The organism is Ruegeria intermedia (assembly GCF_900129345.1).
Taxonomy (GTDB): domain Bacteria; phylum Pseudomonadota; class Alphaproteobacteria; order Rhodobacterales; family Rhodobacteraceae; genus Ruegeria; species Ruegeria intermedia.
Genome location: NZ_FQVK01000017.1, coordinates 77,014 through 97,441, shown reverse-complemented (window position 1 = coordinate 97,441; position 20,428 = coordinate 77,014). Strand labels below are relative to the sequence as shown.

Here is a 20,428-nt window from a genome sequence, read left to right as displayed (position 1 = left end):
AAAACGCCGGTTGCAACATCAAGCCGCTGCCGCCTAAACTCAGACAGAAACCGAACCAGAGCCTCCGTTACGAAACTGCTTGCGCTGTCCGAAAAACTCTGACGACGGACAACGACCACGAACCGAAGCATGGACCCAAAGGGCCTCATCCGAAGGCAGCCAAAAAGTAGACACAGGCCCCCTGATCCGAGCGCACGGCCTTGGCGGATCGAATTGACTGCGGAAAATCGCTTGGCTGAGGCGCCCCCGTTCCCGAAGCCCTGACCCTGAACGTTGCGGCTATCAAGCTCCCTGAGCCACCGTCGAGCGACTGGAAAGTGCGTATGCTTCGGCATGATTTAGAATGCCGAGCACCAAAGCTCTCAGAGTCCGGCCGGTTCCATCAGGGTCTGTGGGATCGGCGCCAACAACACCTAGAATAACATCGCCAGGGTCAGCGTTGACTTCACCACCTGATGACCAGGTAATTGCTTCATCACGCGGTTGAATCGATGCCTCTATGGGTGCTGCTACCCAAACTTGTCGAGCTATCTGGCTATCCGAATCAACGCTTCGAATTTCGCGATATTTTTCAATCTTCTGGAGCCGTTTCCGTACATGGTTCATTCTCGTGTACTTTGCATCGACCACAGCAGCGTATGCTAGCCGGTAATCTCGCGGACCGTTGCCGGGAACCAGTATTTCGAGAACTATGTCCGGCGTCCAAGGCGATTCTGAATGCCCTCGGTAGAGCGAATCTATGCCCTGCGCAGCTGATCGCGGCAGGATTGTTGGCTCATACCGTATTCGGACGATACGCCCATCCTTCGCTTCAAAATCAACCGCGGCATTGCGATCGAGATCCACTGAAAATCGATCCCGCGCGATCGGTTCGAATACCGATTTGTGGGAAATGCATCTCAACCCGGCAGCCTGGAGTGCTGCGGAAATCCGGAAAAATACCCATTGTTCGAAGATCGTTTCGATCGACTTGGCGCCCTCAGCGTCACCTTGCTCGACGACGACTGCGGTCGCATCCAAGAATGCGCGCATCAGTCTCGCGGCGCGCGCATAGTGCGGTTGGCTCTGGAAAAACGGGCTGTTGAAGCTGTCGAGAATATCCTGTCGCCCCATACGGGCGACAGGAATGGCAAAACTGCGAATCCCTCTGCGGATCTCATTCACGATACCTTCGCCAGCATCGATGATTTCTTGCAGCCTGGCGACTTTTGGCTCCTCGCGCAGTTGGGTGAATCGCGCTAGCGCTGCATCGTCGGATCTGAAGCTGCGCATGCGCGCAAAGCGCATGTCGCGTTCCGCTCGAGCTCGCTTCAGGCTGCGGTCGACCCGCCGCCAAAGCAGGTCCATGAACGCTACGATCACACTGTTTTCCCGGGTATTCCGGTCCGACATCACCGTGGGAAGTTCGACGAGCGCTCCGGACCGCACCGCTTCGCGAGCACCGAGCCCGCGGTTTGCAAATCGGCGCAAGACATCCGGCAACAGACGCTCTCCAGGTCTCAGCGGTCGCACCGACCGACGATGACGCAATTCCTTGTGCGGATCCTCCAGGATATCCGCAAGGATCGGAGAGAAGCGGTTCCAGAACCACCTGATCTGGCTGAGTTCCAAACGTGCGGTGAGCGGCTGCACATTGTCGCTGCGCAACGATGGGCGCTGTGAAAGCGCCAGACGGGACTTCGAGATCAGGTCGAGCAACAATTCGACGCTGATGCGCCGCATATCCGCGTACATGGCCTCATAGGCGCTTGCAGACAGTTTACTGGGTTCGACCAGCGCGAGCGAGCGCGCAAGCACATCCCCGGTTGCGACATCCCGAAGGCTGATAGGGGTCACACCGGAGGCGCCATCCAGACAAGGCGATGCGGGCCACTCCAGGCGCGATCGACGCTCCTGCGGCTCTTCGGTGATCGGAATGTCCCCGATCGAAATCTGGTAGGTCACGCGTTCGTCGTAATCTTCGACCTCGAACCCGATGCGCGCAGTCTCCTGCACTTCGAAGCTGTGCACGGTTTGAGACTTGCCAAGCGGGACTTCAAGCAGTGTCGAGCGCCCGGAGAAGATGATGAAATGTGTCATTCTTCACCGATGAACATATCGTCAGACGCACGTGCGTCAGCCTCCAGGCGCGCGAGCAATCGGAGAGCTCGAGGAACATCGGATACCCTCTCGAGCTTCTCCGCGAGGCGCCCCAAGGCGTCCAACGCCCCGTGTCGGTACAACCCCCGCATCTGCGGCAAAATACGCTGGCGCAACTGCATGTCCAGCGCCTGATCGAAGGTGCAAAGATCTGCCGGAGCATTTGCGATGAAACGGCAGATCGAAGTCTGGCGCCGGTGGGTGAGCCCGCAGCCAAGCACACTGAGCTCGGGCTGTATTTCGCCCAAGATCTCAATTGCTCGAGCAGGTACGCTGGTGCTCCGTGTCCACCGGTCCCGGTCCGCCTGCAACACGGCTGGGCCTTCAACCACCCGCGTGCCGGTTTGTGCAGTCATTCCGAGAACGGGAAGACGTTCATCTGCGGCGAACTCGATCAGGTTGCACCGATCAAGAAGGCGCATCGACAAGGGGCGCGTCGTTTCGTCGAAATTCACCGTCCCGAAAAAAATCAGGTTTGGCGAAAGTTCAAGGCGTGCGTATGGCCGGAAGGGATCATCTTCCCGCACCGCGCTGGGATCAAAGACGCTGACGAACTGGCTCCCCGGCGCCCTTGAAATCGCCTGAATGATATCCGCGAGATAGTGCTCGGGCTGCGCAAGGTTCATTTCCTCGAGACAGACGGCGAAAACATGCGCGGACGCTCCGAGAGCCTCGCGCGCATGGGAGGCGAGGATCATTTGGTTCAGCATGCCCGACGCGGCCGGAATGAAACGGTGTTCCAGCGCGTCGGTATAGCCGAGCAGGTCCGCGGGGCTGGTCCAGGAAGGGTTCACGTCCACGGCCAGATAGTTTCTGTCGGCTTCCTCGCCTGCCAGGGCTTCCGAATAAAGGACGGGCAGAGAAGACTTGCCGGACCCCGAGACACCACCCAGAATGACAGGCGATCGCTCTTTCGCGGAAAGATGAAATGCCAGTAGGTCTTCGCGATCGAAGATGAAGCCGCATTCCCCAACATGCGAAACAAACCGCTCGAAAAATGCTTCCTCGGATATGGGCGCCCGATCGGTCTCGGATGGCGAGAAATCAGGCAGGTTCAACGCGGGCGCCGACAGTCCTGCTGCCGAGGCCTGCTCTGACGCGGCATCAGATTTTGGCGCTCCGCCAAGACCCAGGCGCCGCAGAAGGGGTTCGATCGCAAGGAAATCGTTGAGCACGCCTGTGCGGTCTGATGACAGCCGTTCGGCAACCGCTTCAAGCCTTCGGCTGATCAGTTCTTCTTGTTGGCTCAGCTCCTCCCGTTTTGCCTTGAGTTCCTGTTCCGCAGCTTTCTTCTTCGCAGCCAGCTCCTCGTCGAGTGCCTTGTGGCGGCGGGCCTTCTCGGAATCGAACTTTTCCTTCTCAGCAGCGTAGTCGGCCCTGAGATTCTCCAACTGGGTGCTGAGATCCTTGATGCGCTCCTTGGCGCGCGCGTCGATCTGAGCCGCTTGGGCGTCCACTCGCTTCTCGACCTCTGCAGCGACGGCCTTGTCGATCCTGGGTTTGAAGCCTTCGTCCGAGAGCACCGCGTCGAAAATTTGATCCAGCGCATCAAGTTCCTGACGCTGTTCGCCCAGAAAGCTCTGAACGCGCGCGATCACGGTAGAGGATGACTGCCCGTCCTCGGCAAATCGGCCGAGTTGTTCGAGGAACTCGCGCCGCTCCTTTCGAGACAGGAAGTCTCGCGAAACCTGTCGGACGGCATCTTGCAGGGAAACGAGGTCGATCTCCTGTGCCCCCTCCCGCAGGTCTTCATACAATGCACCGGTGATCGCCTCGTAGCGAACCGTGTGCCCGCTCTGATCGTTCGGCTTGCTGGCATCGCGTTGCACGACAACCTTGTGCCGAATATGGCCGGGCCGACCCTCAGCCTCGCTCGCAGCGATCCGATAGACGATATGCGGCGCGACCGGTTTGCTGAATCGGATTTCCGCCTCGATAAGCCGGTCATTTTCGGGACGGCCCAACTCGACCTTCAGCGGTCCGTAGAGGTAATCGCCGATCCGCACGAGGACATGCCGCGTCGGCTCGTGATCGCAACGCATCCGGAAGCCGTCAAGCAAGGCGTTCGGATCGGTGACCTCGGCGCCGGGCGTCAGAATCTCGATCAGATCCTTGGGGCCAGGCAGCGTAGGCTGCAAAAGCTGGTAGATGTCCTTGTCGGGCGAGGAGGAGATATCCACCGCATCCTCGATCCCCGACATGATGAGACAGCCCGGCGGCGCATGGGTGACTCGGGCCTCGCCGCGCAGCATCCACCAGGCCCGGCCGCGATTGGGGAATTCAGCCGGCCGGTCGTCGATGATCTCGCCGTTGGCGTCGGCAATCGGCACGACGGTCGAGAAATGATTCGCGCTCGCTCCGGCCTCGAAGCTCTTCTGCCCGACCGCAAAGAAATATCGTTTGTTTTTGTCAGCCACTGGGGGACTCCTTGATCGTCTGCTCGATGCCGGCGGCGTGAGGCACTCGCCAGGCAGTGTAATGCGTTGATTGCGGAAAGTACGCTCTCATTCTGAGGCCTACGTGACCGCTTAGGCGGCGGGCTCCAGCACCTTGTGGCAGCGTTGCCGCGTGTGAAGTCGCGCGCAGAGAGGGCGGCCTCCAGCGGGTCGCCGAGGCCCATGACGGTATCGGCCTTCGCCGCGATGCGGTACTGTGCGGCAAATCGCTCCGCGTCATCGTCGAAATCTTTCCATGCGCGAAACCGAGCCCACGGTTCAGTCGGCGTCGGGAAGGCACCAAGTGCCCGCGCCGTTTTGCGTGGCTTGCCGGTTCCGGTTCGACCGCAGCGGACAAAGCCATCGCTGTTCGAGGAAAATACGAACGGGAAGTTCGGCGTCTCCGCGCTATCGCGCGCCTGCTGGATGTCACCACCGGCGCTGAGATTGTTGTCCTTCGCCTCGATCAGGCCGAGCGGAATGCTAGGCTTGTAGCAGAGGATGTAATCGACCCACTTCCCTTGACCAAGCGTGACCAGTTTGCCCGGCACGATGATCCGCACCTTGGTGATGCTCACCTCCTCCCGGATCTGCAACATCTCGTCCCCGCCAGCCTTTCGACGGGCCGAGGTGACGACGTTGGTGAAGATGTAGCTTTCCGAGACGCTAAGTTTGTCCACTCCGTTCAGGTTCCTCCCCCGGTCGTCCAAGGATCGATAACCTCGATCCCGCGACCTTCGAAATCGACAACCTTGCGGGTCGCAATGGCGGCACCGTGGACACGAGCTGCCGCGGCGACCTGACAGTCGGCGAAGCTGATGGGCCGGCCCGCATTGCAGGGATCCACAAAGATGGCCGTCAAGGCCACGGCGGCGGCGCAGCCGAAAGGCAGGACTCGGCCCGCGACATCCCCCGCGATCACACGGCTGCGACGTTTGCCGTCGAACCGGAACGCCGCGCCGCAACCCGGTCTCCGGCAGGGCACGAACATGCGGCGCCATGGAAACGTGGTTGCCGACCCGCGCCATCACCTCGGGGGCGGGGGTCGTGCGCATCGGTTCCGATATGACGTTGGTGCCAACCATGATCATTGCCGCCGCCTCAGTCGAACCGCGGCGTCTGGGGCATCGGCTCGCGCGGCGGCAGATCCAGGTCCACTCCGCCAAGTGCCGCAGACCGGCGAGGGAAGGCCTCACCAAGGTTCGCTGGCGCCGCCGCCCCCCCTGAAGGCTGGCGCAGGATTTCGCGCACTTCTTCCTCCATCTACCGGCTATGCTCGGCCGTGCGGATACGCAGGCGGCGTTTGAGCCCGTCTTCTCGTTTGCCAAACGTGATTCTGGCCATGGGATTCTCCATCAGGTTGAATCGAGATTATGCATTGATTGAAACGCTATCAAGCTGAGTTGAAAATGGATTCGGGTGGACTGCTCAAAAAGGGATCCGTTCGCCGGCGAGGTCGCGCGTTCCGCCCGCCAGCCGACGCAAATCGTCCGGAGGGAACCGCGTACTTACCCCACCGCTGTTGAATTCAACGTTTCCAGACAGCGACGCTGGACCTTCTCTGCGCCGGCGCTCCCAGAATGAAATTACAGGCGGAGGAACCACGCGACGAACGTTCAGGCTGCGGGTCTACCCGTCCGCGTCCTCGATGCGCCCGCGTGTTGAGCAGACAAGCCAAGCAAGCTCTTCGCGCTCCACGATGGCGTCAACAGTGCAGCGGCCTTGCTTGCGTGAACGATCATCCCCGACCGGCGCGCCGGGAAAATGCCCCTGTGCATCCGACAAAGGTCGACGGGGCGATCGGGAGAACCCGGCAGACCGGCTCGACCCCATATTCGACCCGGTGATCGTCAATGAACCCGATCATCGTTTCAGTGGGCGGTCGAACTCCGCCCGGGCAAAATGCGCGCTGGCCTTTTTCAAGATTTCATTGGCTTGCCTAAGCCCCCAAGCTCGCGCCGCAATTGCTTGATCCTGGCGCGCTCTTGCGACCTCACGCCATCACGACGACCGGTGTCGGTTTCCTCCTGCTGAACTCAACGCCGCAGCGAGTTCCGGACACAGCCGATCTTCGGTGCAATCGCCTTGATTGCCGCCGCCGGACTATCGCAGCCGCCCCGATTGTCGGGCGCCATCCCTGTGGCCCTCGCACTTGTCTCAGGTCAATGGCGGTTTTCTCAGTTGTCTCTTTCAAGGGCTCCAATTCTTCCTCGATTTGGACCCGCCGGAAAACCGGATCGGTTCAGTTGTCCCAGGTTTCAGCAATGCTCCTGTCGTCTGGGACGGGTGCGATCCGGACACTCCTTGCCAGACGTCGCCGGGCGTTTGCACCCAACACGCCAAGCAGAGTGTCGCGCTGCGATCAGCCAGCCCGAAGGCCGGCTGATCCGTCGTGGGCCCTCTCGATCGGCGCCTGAACTGCGCCCGAGGTCCCTTCGATTGCGATCTATGCCGCCTGCGCCGCCAACCTGCGCTGTTCTTCGCGCGAGAAGAACAACAGGTAGAAAACCGGCGCGGCAACCATGGTCAGAACCGTCGCGAAGGCCAGGCCGCCCATGATCGTGACCGCCATCGACACGAAGAAGGCGTCGGTCAGCAAAGGCGCCATGCCCAGAATCGTGGTGATCGCCGCCAGCATGACCGGACGCAGTCGCGAAACCGAAGCCTCGATGATCGCCTCGCGCAGAGGCTTGCCGGTGGCACGGACCAGGTCGATTTCCTCGACCAGCACGATTCCGTTCTTGATCAGCATCCCCGACAGGCTGAGCAGACCCAGAAGCGCGGTGAAGGTGAAGGGCAGCCCCGTGCCCAGCAGCCCGATCACCACGCCGTTCACCGACATCGGCACCAGCAGCCAGATGATGATCGGCTGTCGGATCGCGTTGAACAGCAGCACCGAGATCAGGACCATGATCAGCAGGCTCAGCGGCAATTGCTTGCCCAGGCTGGCCTGTGCCTTGCCGGAATCCTCGAACTCGCCGCCCCATTCCATCTTGTAGCCCAGCGGCAAGTCCATCGATTCGATGGCGTCGCGCACCTCGGCATGGACTTGCGCGGCGGTCAGATCGGCGGGGATGTCGGCCCCCACGGTGATGGTCAGCACCCGGTCGCGCCGGTGCACCAGAGTGTTGAGCGCCTTGTACTGGAACCCGTCCACCATCTGTTCGATGGGTACGAATTTCCGGGACTGGTCCGAATACACCACCTGATCGACGATCGAATAGTCTCCGTCCGCCGGGCGGCGCAGGATGATCGGGATCAGACGGTCGCGTTCCCGGAACACGCCGCCGGTGATGCCGTCGGTCGAGAATTGCAGCGTCGCGGCAATGTCCTCGCGGGTGACACCGGCGGTCTGGGCGCGTTCGGTCGCATAGATCGGCTGCAGCACCAGTTCCTGCTCGCGCCAGTCGTGATGCACGTCCAGCGCGTTGGGCGACGCCTCTGACATGCGCCGCACCGCCTCGTCGGCCAGTTGCCGCAGCACGACCGGATCGCTGCCCGAGAACCGCGCCTCGATCGGGGTGCCGCCGCCGGGGCCGAAGACCAGGCGCTTGGTGCGGAACTCGCCCTCGGGGAACCGGGCCGAGCCGAAAGCCTCGAGATCGGCCTGAAGCGCGGGGATGTCCTCGAGCGTTTCGGTGCGGATGATCATGTGCCCATAGCTGGGGTTCGGCTTTTCGGCCGAATAGGTCAGCATGAAACGCGTCGCCCCCTGCCCCACGAAGGTCGCCACCGAGACCACGTCATCGCGCTGGGCCAGCCAGTCCTCGAACACGGCCATGTCGGCGGCGGTGCGGTCGATCGGGGTGCCCTGCGGCAGCTTGTAATGCACGAAGAACAGCGGCGTATTCGAGTTGGGGAAGAACTGCTGCTTCATCAGTCCGAAGCCCGCATAACAGGCCACCGTGATGCCCACCAGCCCGGCCACCACCAGCCAGCGGAACCGCAGCGCCCAGGCCAGCGTCGCGCCATACAGGCGGAACAGAAGGCCACCATATGCATCGACCTCGCCCGCTTTGCCCTGTTTGAAGAAATAGTGCCCCAACAGCGGTGTGACCGTGATCGCCAGCACCCAGCTGAGCAGCAGCGAAATGCCGATCACCGCGAAAAGCGAGAACAGGAATTCACCCGTCGCATCCGGGCTGAGCCCGATCCCGGCAAAGGCCATGATGCCGATGACCGTGGCCCCAAGCAGCGGGATCAAGGTCTTGGAGGCGGCCTCGTCCGCGGCATCGCGCGAGTTCTTGCCTTTCAGCATCGCGATCTGCATCCCCTCGGCCACCACGATGGCGTTGTCGACCAGCATCCCCATCGCGATGATCAGCGCACCCAGCGAGATGCGCTCCATCTCGATGGAGAACACCGCCATGAACAGCAGCGTGCCCACCACCGTCAAAAGCAGGGTCGAGCCCACGACGACGGCCGCGCGCCAACCCATGAAGATGCCCAGCACCGCCACCACGATGGCCACCGACATGGCAAGGTTGACCAGGAAGTCGTTCGAGGCCTGCTCGACCACCACATGCTGCTGGTAGATGGGCAGAATTTCGACCCCGGCGGGGATTTCCACGTCCAGTTCGGCCAGCTTGGCGTCGACGCGTTTGCCGACCTCGACGATGTTCTCGGTCGACAGGCCGGCGATGCCCAAGGTGAAGGCCTCGACCCCGTTGAAACGGATCAGGATGTCGGGATCGGTCTGGCGGGCGCGATAAACATTGGCCATGTCGAACAGGTTGATCACCTGCCCTTGCGAGCCGACCGACAGGCCGGCGATTTCCGAAACGCTGTCGGACCCGTCCGCCGTCAGGATCGTGGTGCGGTGATCCTCGGCCCGCAGGGTGCCCGATTCCTGAACCGAGTTGGCATTGGCAATGGCCTCGTTGATCGCGGTCAGCGGAACGTTCTGGTTGACCGAGATGGCCAGGTCAGGCTCGATGAAGATCGCCTCGTCCGGCAGACCCTGCACCTCGACATCGGCCACGCCTTCGACCGTCAGCAATTCGCGGCGCAGAAAGGTGGACAGTTCGTGTTTTTCCGCGTCGGTGAACCCTTCGGCGGTAACGGCATAGAACAGGCCGAACACGTCGCCGAACCCGTCATTGACGAACGGCGTGCTGACCCCCGAGGGCAGGCCGCGTGCCGCGTCCCGGACCTTGGCCCGCAGGCGAGTCCAGATGTCGGGCAGTTCGGACCCGTCATAGGTGGATTTGATCTCGACCTCGATCAGCGACTGGCCGGGGCGGTTGACCGAGGTGATGACATCGACCTCGCCCATCTGCTGGATGGCGGATTCCAGCGGCTCCGAGACCTCTTCGGCCACCTGTTCGGCGGTTGCGCCGGGATAGCTGGTGATGATGACGGCATTCTTGATGGTAAAGGCCGGGTCTTCCAGCCGGCCCAGCGCGGAAAAGCCCCAGATGCCGCCCAGAAGGGTGACCAGGATGATCAGCCAGGTCTGGATCGGCCGGTCGATCGAGGCGCGTGCGATATTCATCGTCGCCCCCTTCAGTTGGCAAAGCCGGCAAAGCGCCGGACGGTCTGCCCGTCGGTCAGAACCGCACCGCCGGCAACCACGATTTCATCGCCGTCCGACAGGCCGGTCAGAACCCGCACATCCCCCGATTGGGTGGGTTCGATCGTGACCGGAACCCATTTGACAGTGCCTTCGTCGGCGCCCACGGGCGAAAACACCATCACGCCAAGATTGCCCTCGGCGTCGGGCACGATGGCGGTGGGCGGCACGATGATGCCGGTGCGTTTGTCATCGACCTTGACGTTCACCGTGACCGAGGAGCCGGGCAGGATCCGCAGCCCTTCGGGCGGCGTCAGGCCGAACTGGATGCGGAAGGTCTGACCGACGCTGGATGTTTCGGCGTCGAACTCGCGGATTTCCAGCGGAAACACCTGATCGCTGACCGGAAATTTCGCGGTGATGGTGAAGCCATCCTCCTGGCTGGTGCGCTGGAACAGGATTTCGGGCACGTCCACCTCGATGCGCAGTTCCGACATGTCATGGATGCGTACGATCGGCGTGCCGGCCGAAACGGTGGTGAAATTCTCGACCTCGCGCCGCGAGACCAACGCATCGAACGGCGCGGTCAGGGTGGCGTGCTCCAGGTTGTATTCGGCGTCGCGCACGGCGATGGCCGCCAGTTGCGCGGCGGTTTCGGCATCATCGACGGCGACCTCGCTGGCCGTGGTGCCGCGCAGACGCGACAGGCGCGCAAGCGTGCGGTCGGCCTGTTCCTTCTGAAGCTTGGCGCGTTCCAGCGCCAGCTCGAACGGTTCCTGATCCAGCCGGGCGATCAGGCCGCCCTTGGGAACTTCGAACCCTTCGTTGACGGGCAGTTCCACGATCTGTCCGCCAACCTGAAACGCAAGATCGACGGTCTGACGCGCAGCTACCCGCCCGAAGAATTGCCGCGAGAAACCGGGTGCGGTTTCCTGCACCACCATCAGCTTCACGGGTTTCGCAGAATCCTGCGCGGCAATCGGCGTGGCCAGAACGGCCAGAGCAAGGCCCAGAGAAGTCAGCAGCTTCATTTCGTCAGTCCCTCGGGTATTCCCGTTTTCAAGATGTTGTCCCGGATCTTGCAGGCAAGCCGGGCGAATTCGGCGGTTTCGGCATCGTTCAGGCCCGAGGCGCTGCGAAACAGCTCTCCGGCGGTGGCGACCAGCATGTTGCGGGCTTCGGTGCCCTTGTCGGTCAGCACCAACAGCCAGGCCCGGCGATCGTTGGGGTCGGACTGCCGGGTCAGATACCCCGCGCCTTCCAGTGCATCGGCCGTGGCGGTGATCGTCGACGGCACCGTCAGCATGTCGGCCGCCAGCACGCCCATACGCTTGGGCTGGTCCAGCTTGACCAGCATGTGGCATTCTTGCTGGCTGAGATCTGTTTCGATGCTGGCAAAGCTTTCCTCCAGCTTCCAGTACAGCGCATAAACGCCCATCATCGCCTGAATTTCGGGCGTCAGGCTGGACAGCCGCTGGCCGATTTCGTTCGTCATGTTCCTCTCCGCGCGGATCGGGCGCTGACATACTTCACAATTCGAACTATTCAAGACCTGAAGTTGAAATTTGGTTTCCTCGCTCGGTTCCCTTGGGTCAACCTCTCTTGATCTGGGGGCGTTGTGACTGCATTTTGGGCGAATCCGAAACGTTCAGGACCCGACATGCACACGCCCGCAATCACCGGTACCGGGGTTTTCACGCCCGAAAACGTCATCACCAACGCCGAGCTGGTCAAAGCCTTCAACGCCTATGCGGACAAGATGAACGCCGCCAACGCCGAGGCCATCGCTGCGGGCGAGATGGAGCCGATGCAGCATTCCTCGGAAGAGTTCATCGTCAAGGCATCCGGCATCGAGAACCGGTATGTCATGGACAAGACCGGCGTGCTGGACCCCGACGTGATGCACCCCCTGCTGCGCCAGCGCAGCGATGACGAGCCGGGCATCATGACCGAGATGGCACTGGACGCCTGCCACAAGGCGCTGGCCCAGGCGGGGCGGACGGCGGCGGATGTCGATCTGGTGATCTGTGCCGCGTCGAACCATGAACGGGCCTATCCCGCCGTCGCCGTCGAGATCCAAAAGGAACTGGGCGCCACCGGCTTCGGCTTTGACATGAACGTGGCCTGTTCCTCGGCCACCTTCGGCATCCAGGCCGCGGCCGACATGATCCGGTCCGGGTCCGTGCGGGCGGCGCTGGTGGTCAACCCCGAGATCTGCTCGGGGCACCTGGAATGGCGCGACCGGGATTGCCATTTCATCTTCGGCGACGTGGCCACGGCGACTCTGATCGAACGGATCGAGGATGCCAAAGGCCCGCATTTCGAGATCCTGTCGACCCGCTGCGCGACCGAGTTTTCCAACAACATCCGCAACAACAACGGTTTTCTGCGACGCACCCGGCCCGACGGGTTGAAGGACCGCCGCGACATGCAGTTCATGCAGAACGGCCGCAAGGTGTTCAAGGAAGTGCTGCCGATGGTCAGCAAACACATCAGCGACCACATGGCCGCCGAAGGAATCCAAAGCAGCGATCTGCGCCGCCTGTGGCTGCATCAGGCCAACAAGACGATGAACGACTTCATCGGCAAGAAGGTCCTGGGCCGCGAACCCGAGCCGGGCGAACAGCCCAACATTCTGCAGGACTACGCCAACACCTCGTCGGCCGGATCGATCATTGCCTTCTCGAAATACTCGGACGACCTGCAGGACGGTGACATCGGCCTGATCTGCTCGTTCGGGGCGGGGTATTCGGTAGGGTCCGTCATCGTCAAACGCCACACCAAGGCTGCCTGACCCGGCCAGGCCAGCCCACGCGGGCCGCTTCGTCACGTCAGGAACACGAAGGCCGCCGGGCGCGACCTGCCGCAGGGGGTGTCAGCTGACGCTTTCTTCTTCCAGATGCAGCTTCATCTCGATCAGCACCTGCTGCAGCATCGAGGTTTCCTTCAGCAGGCGCTTGGCCTCGTTCACGGTGATGATCCCATCCTCGATCGCCTACTGATATTCGGTCATCAGCATGGCGAAACGCTGGCTGAGCGCGATCACGTCCGAGTTGACACCGCCCGTGCGGCTGCGCTGTGAATTGCGCTCGTCATAGGACAGGGTGATGTTCTTCAGATCGGCCAGCGCCGAGGTCACATGCGGATAGGTCGCGACCGCCTCGAGCCGAGCCACCGCATCCACGGGCACGAACCTGTCGGCGTGATCGGGATTGTCCGAATAATACCGGCCCAGAGTCGCCTTCGACTTTCCGGTGATCTCGCATGCCGCCTCGATCCCGACATCCTTGACCAGGGCTTCGGTGTGTTTCTTCAGATAAGGCCCGATATCCGCCATGTTCATCCCCGAGTCTTCGACAATCCCCGCCCGGCCGTCCGCTCCGGGGAAAGGGTAGGAATAATTCCCATACAGGAATAATCGTAGGAATGCCATAAGTTTGCCATCCTTCGGTTTGCCGGGGGATCTGTGAGTGAGTGGCGGCAATTTTGGCCGGTAAAGAGCACGTGCAAAGCCGGTCTAGACGCATTGCACAAGGTTCGGTCGGATTTCGACCGGCGGTGCCGCTGTTGCATGCACGAGGCAATCCATCCCCAAGAGCCAAGCTCTGCCTCTGCAACCGCAACGGCGGCGTCGACCTTCCCCCGGCATCATGGCCGGAACTGACCGCTTGCCCGCGCCGACGCGTCGGATTAGACCCGGGCCATGGCCAAGCTGTACTTCAACTACTCCACCATGAACGCGGGCAAATCGACCGTGTTGCTGCAGGCGTCGCACAACTATCGCGAGCGCGGCATGGACACCTATCTGCTGACCGCGGCCATCGACGGCCGCGCCGGGCAGGGGCGCATCGCTTCGCGGATCGGGATCTCGGCCCAGGCCGACACGTTCCGCCCCGAGGATGACGTGTTCGCGATGATTCGCGACCGGCTGGACCAAGGTCCGGTGGCCTGTGTCTTCGTGGACGAGGCGCAGTTTCTGTCCGAAACCCAGGTCTGGCAACTGGCGCGCGCTGTCGATGACCTGAACGTGCCAGTGCTGGCCTATGGGCTGCGGGTGGATTTCCAGGGCAAGCTGTTTCCCGGCTCGGCCGCCCTGCTGGCGCTGGCGGATGAAATGCGCGAAGTGCGCACCATCTGCAAATGCGGGCGCAAGGCGACGATGGTGATCCGCCAGGACGAAAACGGCCGCGCCATTACCGAAGGCGCGCAGGTGCAGATCGGCGGCAACGAGACCTATGTCTCGCTGTGCCGCAGACACTGGCGCGAGGCGGTCGGCGCCTAGACCGGGTTCGGCAGAGGGCGACCGGCAGCAAAAGCCGCCACGTTGTCCAGCGCCATGTGGCCCATGTCGGTGCGCACCTCTTCGGTCGCGGTCCCCAGATGCGGCAGCAAGGTCACGTTTTCCATGTCGCGCAGGGCCTGCGGCACGGCGGGCTCGAACTCATAGACATCCAGCCCCGCGCCCGCGATCTGACGCGCCTGAAGCGCATGGATCAACGCGGCCTCGTCCACCACTTCGCCGCGCGCGATGTTGATCAGGATGGCCGAGGGGCGCATCGCCGCCAGCACCGCTCCGTCGATCAGGTGGAATGTCTCGACCCCGCCGGGGACCGCGATCACCAGGTAATCGACCCCCGAGGCAAGCCCTGCAAGATCAGAGACATGATCCGCGGGAAAATCCAACGCCTTCGGGCTGCGCGAATGATAGGCGACCTGCATGCCGAAGCCGAAATGGCAGCGCCGGGCGATGGCCTGCCCGATCCGGCCCATGCCGACGATGCCGACCCGCTTGCCCGTCACGTGGTGGCCCAGCATCTGTGTCGGGTGCCAGCCCTGCCAGGCACCCGACCGGACCAGCCGTTCGCCCTCGCCCGCGCGGCGCGCGGTGGCCAGCAGAAGGGTCATCGCGATGTCGGCGGTGGCGTCGGTGACCGCTCCGGGCGTGTTGGTGACCCGCACCCCGGCCGCACGCGCGGCGGCCACGTCAATATGGTTGAAGCCCACGCCGAAATTGGCCAGCAGCCGGCAGCGCGGCTGGGGCACCTGCGCGAACACGCCGTGGGAAAACAGATCGCCCAGCGTCGGGATCACCACGTCGAACGCGCGCAGGGCAAAGAGCAACTCGTCGGGGTCCAACGGCGCAGTGCTGTCGCGGATCTCGGCACCGAACTCGGCACGGGCGCGATCGGCGACGGCGGGCGGCATGGGGCGGGTGATCCACAATTTCATCAGTGCATCCGCCCGCCCAGCGGCACCTTGCCGTCGGGCCCGATCAGAACGATCTCGCCGTTTTCGTCGGGCAGGCCCAGCACCAGAACCTCGGACATGAACCGGCCGATCTGGCGCGGCGGAAAATTCACCACCGCCAGCACCTGTTTGCCCACCAGCGCCTCGGGCGTGTAGTGCGCCGTGACCTGGGCCGAGGTCTTGCGTTCGCCGATCTCTTCACCGAAATCGATCCACATCTTGATCGCAGGCTTGCGCGCCTCGGGGTAAGGTTCGGCGCGGATCACCTCGCCCACGCGGATATCGACCTTGAGGAAGTCGTCGAAGGAAATCTCACTCATGCGACAGCTCCTTGGAACGGTTGGTGGCGGCGGCGACGGCGCGGTTCAGCAGCGCCGGAAAGCCGGTTTCCGGATCCATCAGAACCTCAAGCGCGGCCTGGGTGGTGCCGTTGGGCGAGGTCACGTTGATGCGCAGTTGCGCCGGGTCCTCCTCGGCCGCCATGGCCAGAGCCCCCGCCCCGGCCACCGTGGCCTTGGCCAACTGCATCGACAGGTCTGCTGGCAGGCCCTGCGCCTCGCCGGCGGCGGCCATGGTTTCGATCAGGTGAAACACATAGGCCGGACCCGAACCGCTGAGACCGGTCACCGCATCCATCTGGCCTTCGTTCTGAAGGCGCACCGTCTGACCGACGGCCGACAGCAGGCCCTCGGCCAGAGCCATGTCGTCCTCCGAAGCATGGCTGTTGCCGATCAGGGCGGTGATGCCCTGCCGGATCGCCGCCGGCGTGTTCGGCATGGCGCGCACGATCGGCGTATTCGCGCCCAAAGCCTTTTCGAAACTGGCGATCTGGGTCCCCGCGGCGACCGAGATGAACAGGCTGCCGCCCCCGCCCAGCGCCCGGATCGCCGGCAGCGCTTCGCCCATCATCTGCGGCTTGACCGCCACCAGAACCACCGCCGGGGATTCGGGCAGCGCGGTGTTCAGGTTGACCCCCTGCGCCCTCAGCCACTCGGACGGGTTCGGATCGATCACCCAGACCGAGGCGGCGGGCAATCCGTGGTCCAGCCAGCCGGCCAGCATGGCCGACCCCATCTTGCCGCATCCCAGAAGCACCAGCCCCCGGTCCGCGACGCGCGACATGTCCATGATCGCCCCTCCCCTGCTTTTGCGGTTCAGGGCAAAGCTTTACGCGCGGCCGTAGGCCTCTGCAATGGCGACTTGCATTGCCTCTTCGGCGCTGCGGTTGCCCCAGGTCACCAGCTGGATCGCCGGATAATACCGCTCGGCGCTGAGGACGGCGGCGGTGATCATCGTATCGATCTGCTCGGGGCTGGCCGATTGGCCACCCGCCAGAACCAGACCGTACCGATAGACCATCAGCTTCTGGTTGGCCCAATAGGTGAAGGCCCCGGCCCAGCATTGATCGTTCATGTGATTCAGCAGTTCGAATAGGTCGCCAATTCGGTCGGATGGCGGCTCCATCTCGAACGAACAGACCATGCGCAGCGTTTCGTCATAATTCGACCACGCCAAGGTGATCGAATAGGTGCGCCACTGGCCTTCGACCGCCATGGCGATCTGGTCATCGCCGATCCGGTCGAAATCCCAGTCGTGATGCTCGGCCAGATGTTCGACGATGTCGATCGGATGAAGGTCTTCTTCCAGAAAATGCTCGGACAGGGCCATGATGCCACCTCACTGAAAATCTAGCATTTAGGGGCTGGCAGCGCCCCAGCGCTAGTTGCCTGCTCTACAAGCCGGGCTTCCCCCTTGGGCCTGCACTAAATATGGTGCGCTGCAGGCCGGACTCTGACAACCCCTAAACTTGGGGATAACGGCAATAAGTTGTGGATGGATGGCAACGGCGATCAAAATATTGGCGGCATTCGCAGGTTTGTCTTGATTTATGCACCGCAGACGGCAAAATTCACCTCACCGCAGGCTCCAGGCCCGGAACCTGCGAAAGGACGTGTTTTTCCGGAATTTTGATCAGGGATTCGGGCGCGGCGCGCCCCGGCCGGGCTTACTTGTCCAGCTTGGCCTCCAGCGCGGCGATGCGCGCCTCGAGCGCGGCGTTCTCCTCGCGCGCCTTCTGGGCCATGGCGCGGACGGCGTCGAATTCCTCGCGCGTGACGAAATCGCGATCGGCAAGCCAGCGGTCCAGCAGCGACTTCATCGCATTCTCGGCCTCTTCCCGCGCGCCCTGAGCCACACCCATCGCGTTGGTCATCAACTGGGACATATCGTCCAGAAACTTGTTGCGGGTCTGCATGTCACTTCTCCGGTATCGCGGTTGACCCCTATATGGGGGATCAGGGGCGCGGGCTCAAGGTTGACTTGCCCCACGAACCCCGGGCAATGAGACGCACATGCAGGCTGTTTTGAACTTCCCCGATCTGTCGCCCGAGCTGTTCTCGATTTCCGCCTTCGGGATGGAATTCGCGCTGCGGTGGTATGCGCTGGCCTATGTCGCCGGCATCCTGATCGCGTGGCGCATGGCGCTGACGGCGCTGCGGCGCCCGGCCCTGTGGCCCGATCAGACCCCGCCGATGCGCCCCGGGCAGTTGGAGGACCTGATCACCTGGATCATCCTGGGCGTGATCCTGGGCGGACGGTTGGGTTTCGTGCTGTTCTATCAGCCGGGATATTATCTGAGCCATCCGCTGGACATTCTGAAAGTGTGGCAGGGCGGCATGTCGTTCCATGGCGGGCTGTTGGGCGTGGTGACCGCCGCATATCTGTATGCGCGGCGCAACACGGTGCCGATTCTGCCACTGGCCGACCTGATCGCGCACACCGTGCCGCCCGGGCTGCTGCTGGGGCGGCTGGCCAATTTCGTCAATGCCGAGCTGTGGGGCCGACCCAGTGACCTGCCCTGGGCGGTGATCTTTCCGGGCGCGGCGGCGCAGGATTGTGCCAACGCGGCCGCCGGGCTGTGCGCCCGCCATCCCTCGCAACTGTACGAGGCCGCGCTCGAGGGTCTGATGTTGGGCGCGCTGCTGTTGTGGCTGGTCTATCGGCGCGGGGCGTTTCACTGGCCGGGCCGCGTGATGGGTGTGTTCCTGGCGGGCTATGGCGCGGCGCGCTTCATCGTCGAGTTCTTTCGCCAGCCCGATGCGCAGTTCGTCGCGCCCGGCAACCCGCTGGGTCTGGCCTGGCATGTGGGCGGCTATGGCCTGACCATGGGCCAGTTGCTGTCCCTGCCGATGATCGCGCTCGGCCTGTGGTTCGCGTTGCGCGCCCGGAGGGCGGGATGAGCCTGCGTGACCATCTGATCGCCCGCATCCGGCAGAACGGGCCAATGAGCATCGCCGACTACATGGCCGAGTGCCTGCTGCATCCGACTTACGGCTACTATACCACCCGCGACCCTCTGGGCGCGCAGGGCGATTTCGTCACCGCACCCGAAATCAGCCAGATGTTCGGAGAACTGATCGGGCTGTGCCTGGCCCAAGCCTGGATCGACCAGGGCAAGCCCGAACGCTTCGCACTGGCCGAGCTTGGCCCCGGGCGCGGCACGTTGATGGCCGACATCCTGCGCGCCACCAAGGGTGTGCCGGGGTTTCACGACGCGGCGCAGGTGGTGCTGCTCGAGGCGTCGCCCGTACTGCGCGGTTTGCAGGCCGAGGCGCTGGCGGGGCACGCGCCGGACTGGATCGTCCAGGTCGGCGCATTGCCGGACCTGCCGCTGTACCTTGTGGCCAACGAGTTCTTTGACGCCCTGCCCATCCGCCAGTTCCTGCGCGATGGCGACGGCTGGCGCGAACGCCTGGTAGGGCTTGAGGGCGACGACCTCGCCTTTGGCCTTGGCGCACGGACAGTGCAGCCGGCGCTGACCGCACGGTTCGAGGACACGCGGGATGGCGATCTGGTCGAACTCTGTGCCGCCGCGGTTCCTGTCGCCACCGAGATCGCCCGCCGGATCCGCACCCATGGCGGCGTGGGCCTGATCATCGACTATGGCGACTGGCATTCGCTGGGCGACACGCTCCAGGCCCTGAAGGGACACGAGCGCACCGACCCGCTGGCCAACCCCGGCCAGGCCGATCTGACGGCGCATGTTGACTTCGAGCTGCTGGCCCAGGCCGCCCAAGCCGCGGGTTGCGCCCATACCCGGCTGACGCCGCAAGGCGTGTTCCTTGAACGGCTGGGCATCACCCAGCGCGCGCAGACTTTGGCTGGCCCGCTGACGGGCGATGCGCTGAACATGCTGGTCGCCGCACATCGACGGTTGACGCATCCCGAGGAAATGGGAAACCTGTTCAAGGTGCTGGGCCTGTACTGCAAGCCTGCGGCACCGCCACCGGGACTCGAGCCATGACACTGGAAATTCTGACCTCGGACTTGCTGTCACCTGTTCGGCACGGTTTCTTCAGCCGCCGCGGCGGCGCATCGTCAGGCATATTTGCGGGGTTGAAGTGCGGGCTGGGGTCCTCGGACCAGAGCGAGGCGGTCGCCCTGAACCGCCGCCGCGTGGCCGAGGCGATGGAGGTCGCACCCGAGGCGCTGATCGGTGTCCACCAGGTGCATTCGCCTGCCGTCGTCACGATCGACGGACCGATCCAGGGCGACAAGCCCAAGGCCGACGCGATCGTGACCGCCACGCCGGGTCTGGCCCTGACCGTTCTGACCGCCGATTGCCAGCCGGTCCTGTTTTCCGATCCTGACGCAAACGTGATCGGCGCCGCTCATGCCGGTTGGCGCGGCGCTTTGGAAGGCGTGCTCGAGGCGACGCTCGACGCAATGGAGACGCTGGGCGCACGGCGAGCTAACGTCCGGGCGGCGATCGGGCCCACGATCTCGCAACGTGCCTATGAGGTGGGCCCCGAGTTTTTGGACGATTTCATCGCGGATGATCCTGACAACACCCGCTTTTTCGCGAATGGCCAAGGCGACAGAATGCTGTTCGACCTGCCGGCCTTTGGGCTGCACCGTCTGCGGCGGGCCGGCGTCGGACATGCCGAATGGACGCGCCACTGCACCTATTCCGACCCCGAGCGGTTCTATTCCTATCGACGCGCAACCCATGCGGGCGAAGCCGATTACGGGCGGCTGATCTCGGCGATCCGGCTGTAGAATTTGGCGGGAATTTGTTCCGCCGCCCCCTTTTCGC

General features: G+C 63.2%; 16 protein-coding genes, 2 pseudogenes and 1 other annotated feature. Of the genes and pseudogenes, 5 read left to right on the top strand and 13 right to left on the bottom strand.

The window, feature by feature from the left end; all coding sequences use genetic code 11:
• Positions 1 to 282 precede the first annotated feature (282 nt).
• The 7 genes and pseudogenes from F3H26_RS13045 to F3H26_RS13015 all read right to left on the bottom strand — a co-directional run bounded on the left by F3H26_RS13045 (position 283) and on the right by F3H26_RS13015 (position 11,581).
• Entirely contained in the window at positions 283 to 2,079 is a 1,797-nt protein-coding gene (locus F3H26_RS13045) for a nuclease domain-containing protein (RefSeq protein ID WP_149776474.1), read from the bottom strand.
• On the bottom strand, positions 2,076 to 4,556 hold the full coding sequence (locus F3H26_RS13040; RefSeq protein ID WP_149776473.1) for a hypothetical protein: 2,481 nt from the start codon (positions 4,554 to 4,556) through the stop codon (positions 2,076 to 2,078). Before F3H26_RS13040 ends, F3H26_RS13045 begins: the two co-directional genes overlap by 4 nt.
• 703 nt (positions 4,557 to 5,259) lie before the next feature.
• Positions 5,260 to 5,565, bottom strand: a complete 306-nt coding sequence (locus tag F3H26_RS13035) for a PIN domain-containing protein (protein WP_149776472.1) — start codon at positions 5,563 to 5,565, stop codon at positions 5,260 to 5,262.
• Between the two features lie 792 nt (positions 5,566 to 6,357).
• A pseudogene (locus tag F3H26_RS19670) lies at positions 6,358 to 6,709 on the bottom strand (IS3 family transposase); the annotation flags it as partial.
• Positions 6,367 to 6,483 (bottom strand) — a sequence feature (AL1L pseudoknot). (Overlaps the previous pseudogene by 117 nt.)
• A gap of 311 nt (positions 6,710 to 7,020) precedes the next feature.
• Positions 7,021 to 10,068, bottom strand: coding sequence for an efflux RND transporter permease subunit (locus F3H26_RS13025; RefSeq protein ID WP_149776471.1), 3,048 nt, complete (start codon positions 10,066 to 10,068; stop codon positions 7,021 to 7,023).
• Positions 10,069 to 10,079: 11 nt separating this feature from the next.
• Positions 10,080 to 11,117: an efflux RND transporter periplasmic adaptor subunit gene (locus F3H26_RS13020; protein WP_149776470.1), complete on the bottom strand. Its 1,038-nt coding sequence runs from the start codon at positions 11,115 to 11,117 to the stop codon at positions 10,080 to 10,082.
• The gene (locus tag F3H26_RS13015; protein ID WP_149776469.1) at positions 11,114 to 11,581 is read right to left on the bottom strand and encodes a MarR family winged helix-turn-helix transcriptional regulator; all 468 of its coding nucleotides are present in this window, start codon (positions 11,579 to 11,581) and stop codon (positions 11,114 to 11,116) included. Before F3H26_RS13015 ends, F3H26_RS13020 begins: the two co-directional genes overlap by 4 nt.
• A 165-nt stretch (positions 11,582 to 11,746) precedes the next feature.
• Here F3H26_RS13015 and F3H26_RS13010 point away from each other — a divergent pair, with 165 nt between their 5' ends.
• Entirely contained in the window at positions 11,747 to 12,880 is a 1,134-nt protein-coding gene (locus tag F3H26_RS13010) for a beta-ketoacyl-ACP synthase III (protein ID WP_149776468.1), read from the top strand.
• Positions 12,881 to 12,961: 81 nt separating this feature from the next.
• Here F3H26_RS13010 and F3H26_RS13005 read toward each other — a convergent pair.
• Positions 12,962 to 13,423: pseudogene (locus F3H26_RS13005) on the bottom strand (hypothetical protein).
• Between the two features lie 366 nt (positions 13,424 to 13,789).
• Here F3H26_RS13005 and F3H26_RS13000 point away from each other — a divergent pair.
• Complete coding sequence (locus F3H26_RS13000) at positions 13,790 to 14,368, top strand: thymidine kinase (protein ID WP_149776467.1); 579 nt, start codon at positions 13,790 to 13,792, stop codon at positions 14,366 to 14,368.
• On the opposite strand, the gene F3H26_RS12995 is transcribed toward F3H26_RS13000, so the two are convergent.
• The 5 genes from F3H26_RS12995 to F3H26_RS12975 all read right to left on the bottom strand — a co-directional run bounded on the left by F3H26_RS12995 (position 14,365) and on the right by F3H26_RS12975 (position 17,587).
• A complete protein-coding gene (locus F3H26_RS12995) occupies positions 14,365 to 15,315 on the bottom strand; it encodes a 2-hydroxyacid dehydrogenase (RefSeq protein ID WP_149776466.1) in 951 nt (316 codons plus the stop codon). The genes F3H26_RS13000 and F3H26_RS12995 overlap by 4 nt on opposite strands.
• Complete coding sequence (locus F3H26_RS12990; RefSeq protein WP_149776465.1) at positions 15,315 to 15,653, bottom strand: tRNA-binding protein; 339 nt, start codon at positions 15,651 to 15,653, stop codon at positions 15,315 to 15,317. The genes F3H26_RS12995 and F3H26_RS12990 overlap by 1 nt, the downstream gene beginning before the upstream one ends.
• Complete coding sequence (gene proC / locus F3H26_RS12985; RefSeq protein WP_149776464.1) at positions 15,646 to 16,461, bottom strand: pyrroline-5-carboxylate reductase; 816 nt, start codon at positions 16,459 to 16,461, stop codon at positions 15,646 to 15,648. The genes F3H26_RS12990 and proC overlap by 8 nt, the downstream gene beginning before the upstream one ends.
• A gap of 39 nt (positions 16,462 to 16,500) precedes the next feature.
• Positions 16,501 to 17,001, bottom strand: a complete 501-nt coding sequence (locus F3H26_RS12980; RefSeq protein WP_149776463.1) for a type III secretion system chaperone family protein — start codon at positions 16,999 to 17,001, stop codon at positions 16,501 to 16,503.
• 337 nt (positions 17,002 to 17,338) lie between these two features.
• Entirely contained in the window at positions 17,339 to 17,587 is a 249-nt protein-coding gene (locus F3H26_RS12975; RefSeq protein ID WP_005981581.1) for an accessory factor UbiK family protein, read from the bottom strand.
• A gap of 97 nt (positions 17,588 to 17,684) precedes the next feature.
• Between F3H26_RS12975 and lgt the strand changes: the two genes are divergently transcribed.
• From lgt to pgeF, 3 genes are read left to right on the top strand one after another with little or no spacing between them, the layout of a single operon-like run.
• Positions 17,685 to 18,572 (top strand): prolipoprotein diacylglyceryl transferase, encoded by an 888-nt coding sequence (gene lgt, locus F3H26_RS12970; protein WP_149776462.1) that lies wholly within the window; start codon positions 17,685 to 17,687, stop codon positions 18,570 to 18,572.
• A complete protein-coding gene (locus tag F3H26_RS12965; RefSeq protein ID WP_149776461.1) occupies positions 18,569 to 19,636 on the top strand; it encodes a class I SAM-dependent methyltransferase in 1,068 nt (355 codons plus the stop codon). Before lgt ends, F3H26_RS12965 begins: the two co-directional genes overlap by 4 nt.
• On the top strand, positions 19,633 to 20,391 hold the full coding sequence (gene pgeF, locus F3H26_RS12960; protein ID WP_149776460.1) for a peptidoglycan editing factor PgeF: 759 nt from the start codon (positions 19,633 to 19,635) through the stop codon (positions 20,389 to 20,391). Before F3H26_RS12965 ends, pgeF begins: the two co-directional genes overlap by 4 nt.
• Positions 20,392 to 20,428 lie beyond the last annotated feature (37 nt).

Coding starts and splice junctions, on each gene's coding strand:
- F3H26_RS13045 (WP_149776474.1), bottom strand. CDS start 2,079: ATGACACATTTCATCATCTTCTCCGGGCGCTCGACACTGCTTGAAGTC.
- F3H26_RS13035 (WP_149776472.1), bottom strand. CDS start 5,565: ATGTTCGTGCCCTGCCGGAGACCGGGTTGCGGCGCGGCGTTCCGGTTC.
- F3H26_RS13025 (WP_149776471.1), bottom strand. CDS start 10,068: ATGAATATCGCACGCGCCTCGATCGACCGGCCGATCCAGACCTGGCTG.
- F3H26_RS13020 (WP_149776470.1), bottom strand. CDS start 11,117: ATGAAGCTGCTGACTTCTCTGGGCCTTGCTCTGGCCGTTCTGGCCACG.
- F3H26_RS13015 (WP_149776469.1), bottom strand. CDS start 11,581: ATGACGAACGAAATCGGCCAGCGGCTGTCCAGCCTGACGCCCGAAATT.
- F3H26_RS13010 (WP_149776468.1), top strand. CDS start 11,747: ATGCACACGCCCGCAATCACCGGTACCGGGGTTTTCACGCCCGAAAAC.
- F3H26_RS13000 (WP_149776467.1), top strand. CDS start 13,790: ATGGCCAAGCTGTACTTCAACTACTCCACCATGAACGCGGGCAAATCG.
- F3H26_RS12995 (WP_149776466.1), bottom strand. CDS start 15,315: ATGAAATTGTGGATCACCCGCCCCATGCCGCCCGCCGTCGCCGATCGC.
- F3H26_RS12990 (WP_149776465.1), bottom strand. CDS start 15,653: ATGAGTGAGATTTCCTTCGACGACTTCCTCAAGGTCGATATCCGCGTG.
- proC (WP_149776464.1), bottom strand. CDS start 16,461: ATGGACATGTCGCGCGTCGCGGACCGGGGGCTGGTGCTTCTGGGATGC.
- F3H26_RS12980 (WP_149776463.1), bottom strand. CDS start 17,001: ATGGCCCTGTCCGAGCATTTTCTGGAAGAAGACCTTCATCCGATCGAC.
- F3H26_RS12975 (WP_005981581.1), bottom strand. CDS start 17,587: ATGCAGACCCGCAACAAGTTTCTGGACGATATGTCCCAGTTGATGACC.
- lgt (WP_149776462.1), top strand. CDS start 17,685: ATGCAGGCTGTTTTGAACTTCCCCGATCTGTCGCCCGAGCTGTTCTCG.
- F3H26_RS12965 (WP_149776461.1), top strand. CDS start 18,569: ATGAGCCTGCGTGACCATCTGATCGCCCGCATCCGGCAGAACGGGCCA.
- pgeF (WP_149776460.1), top strand. CDS start 19,633: ATGACACTGGAAATTCTGACCTCGGACTTGCTGTCACCTGTTCGGCAC.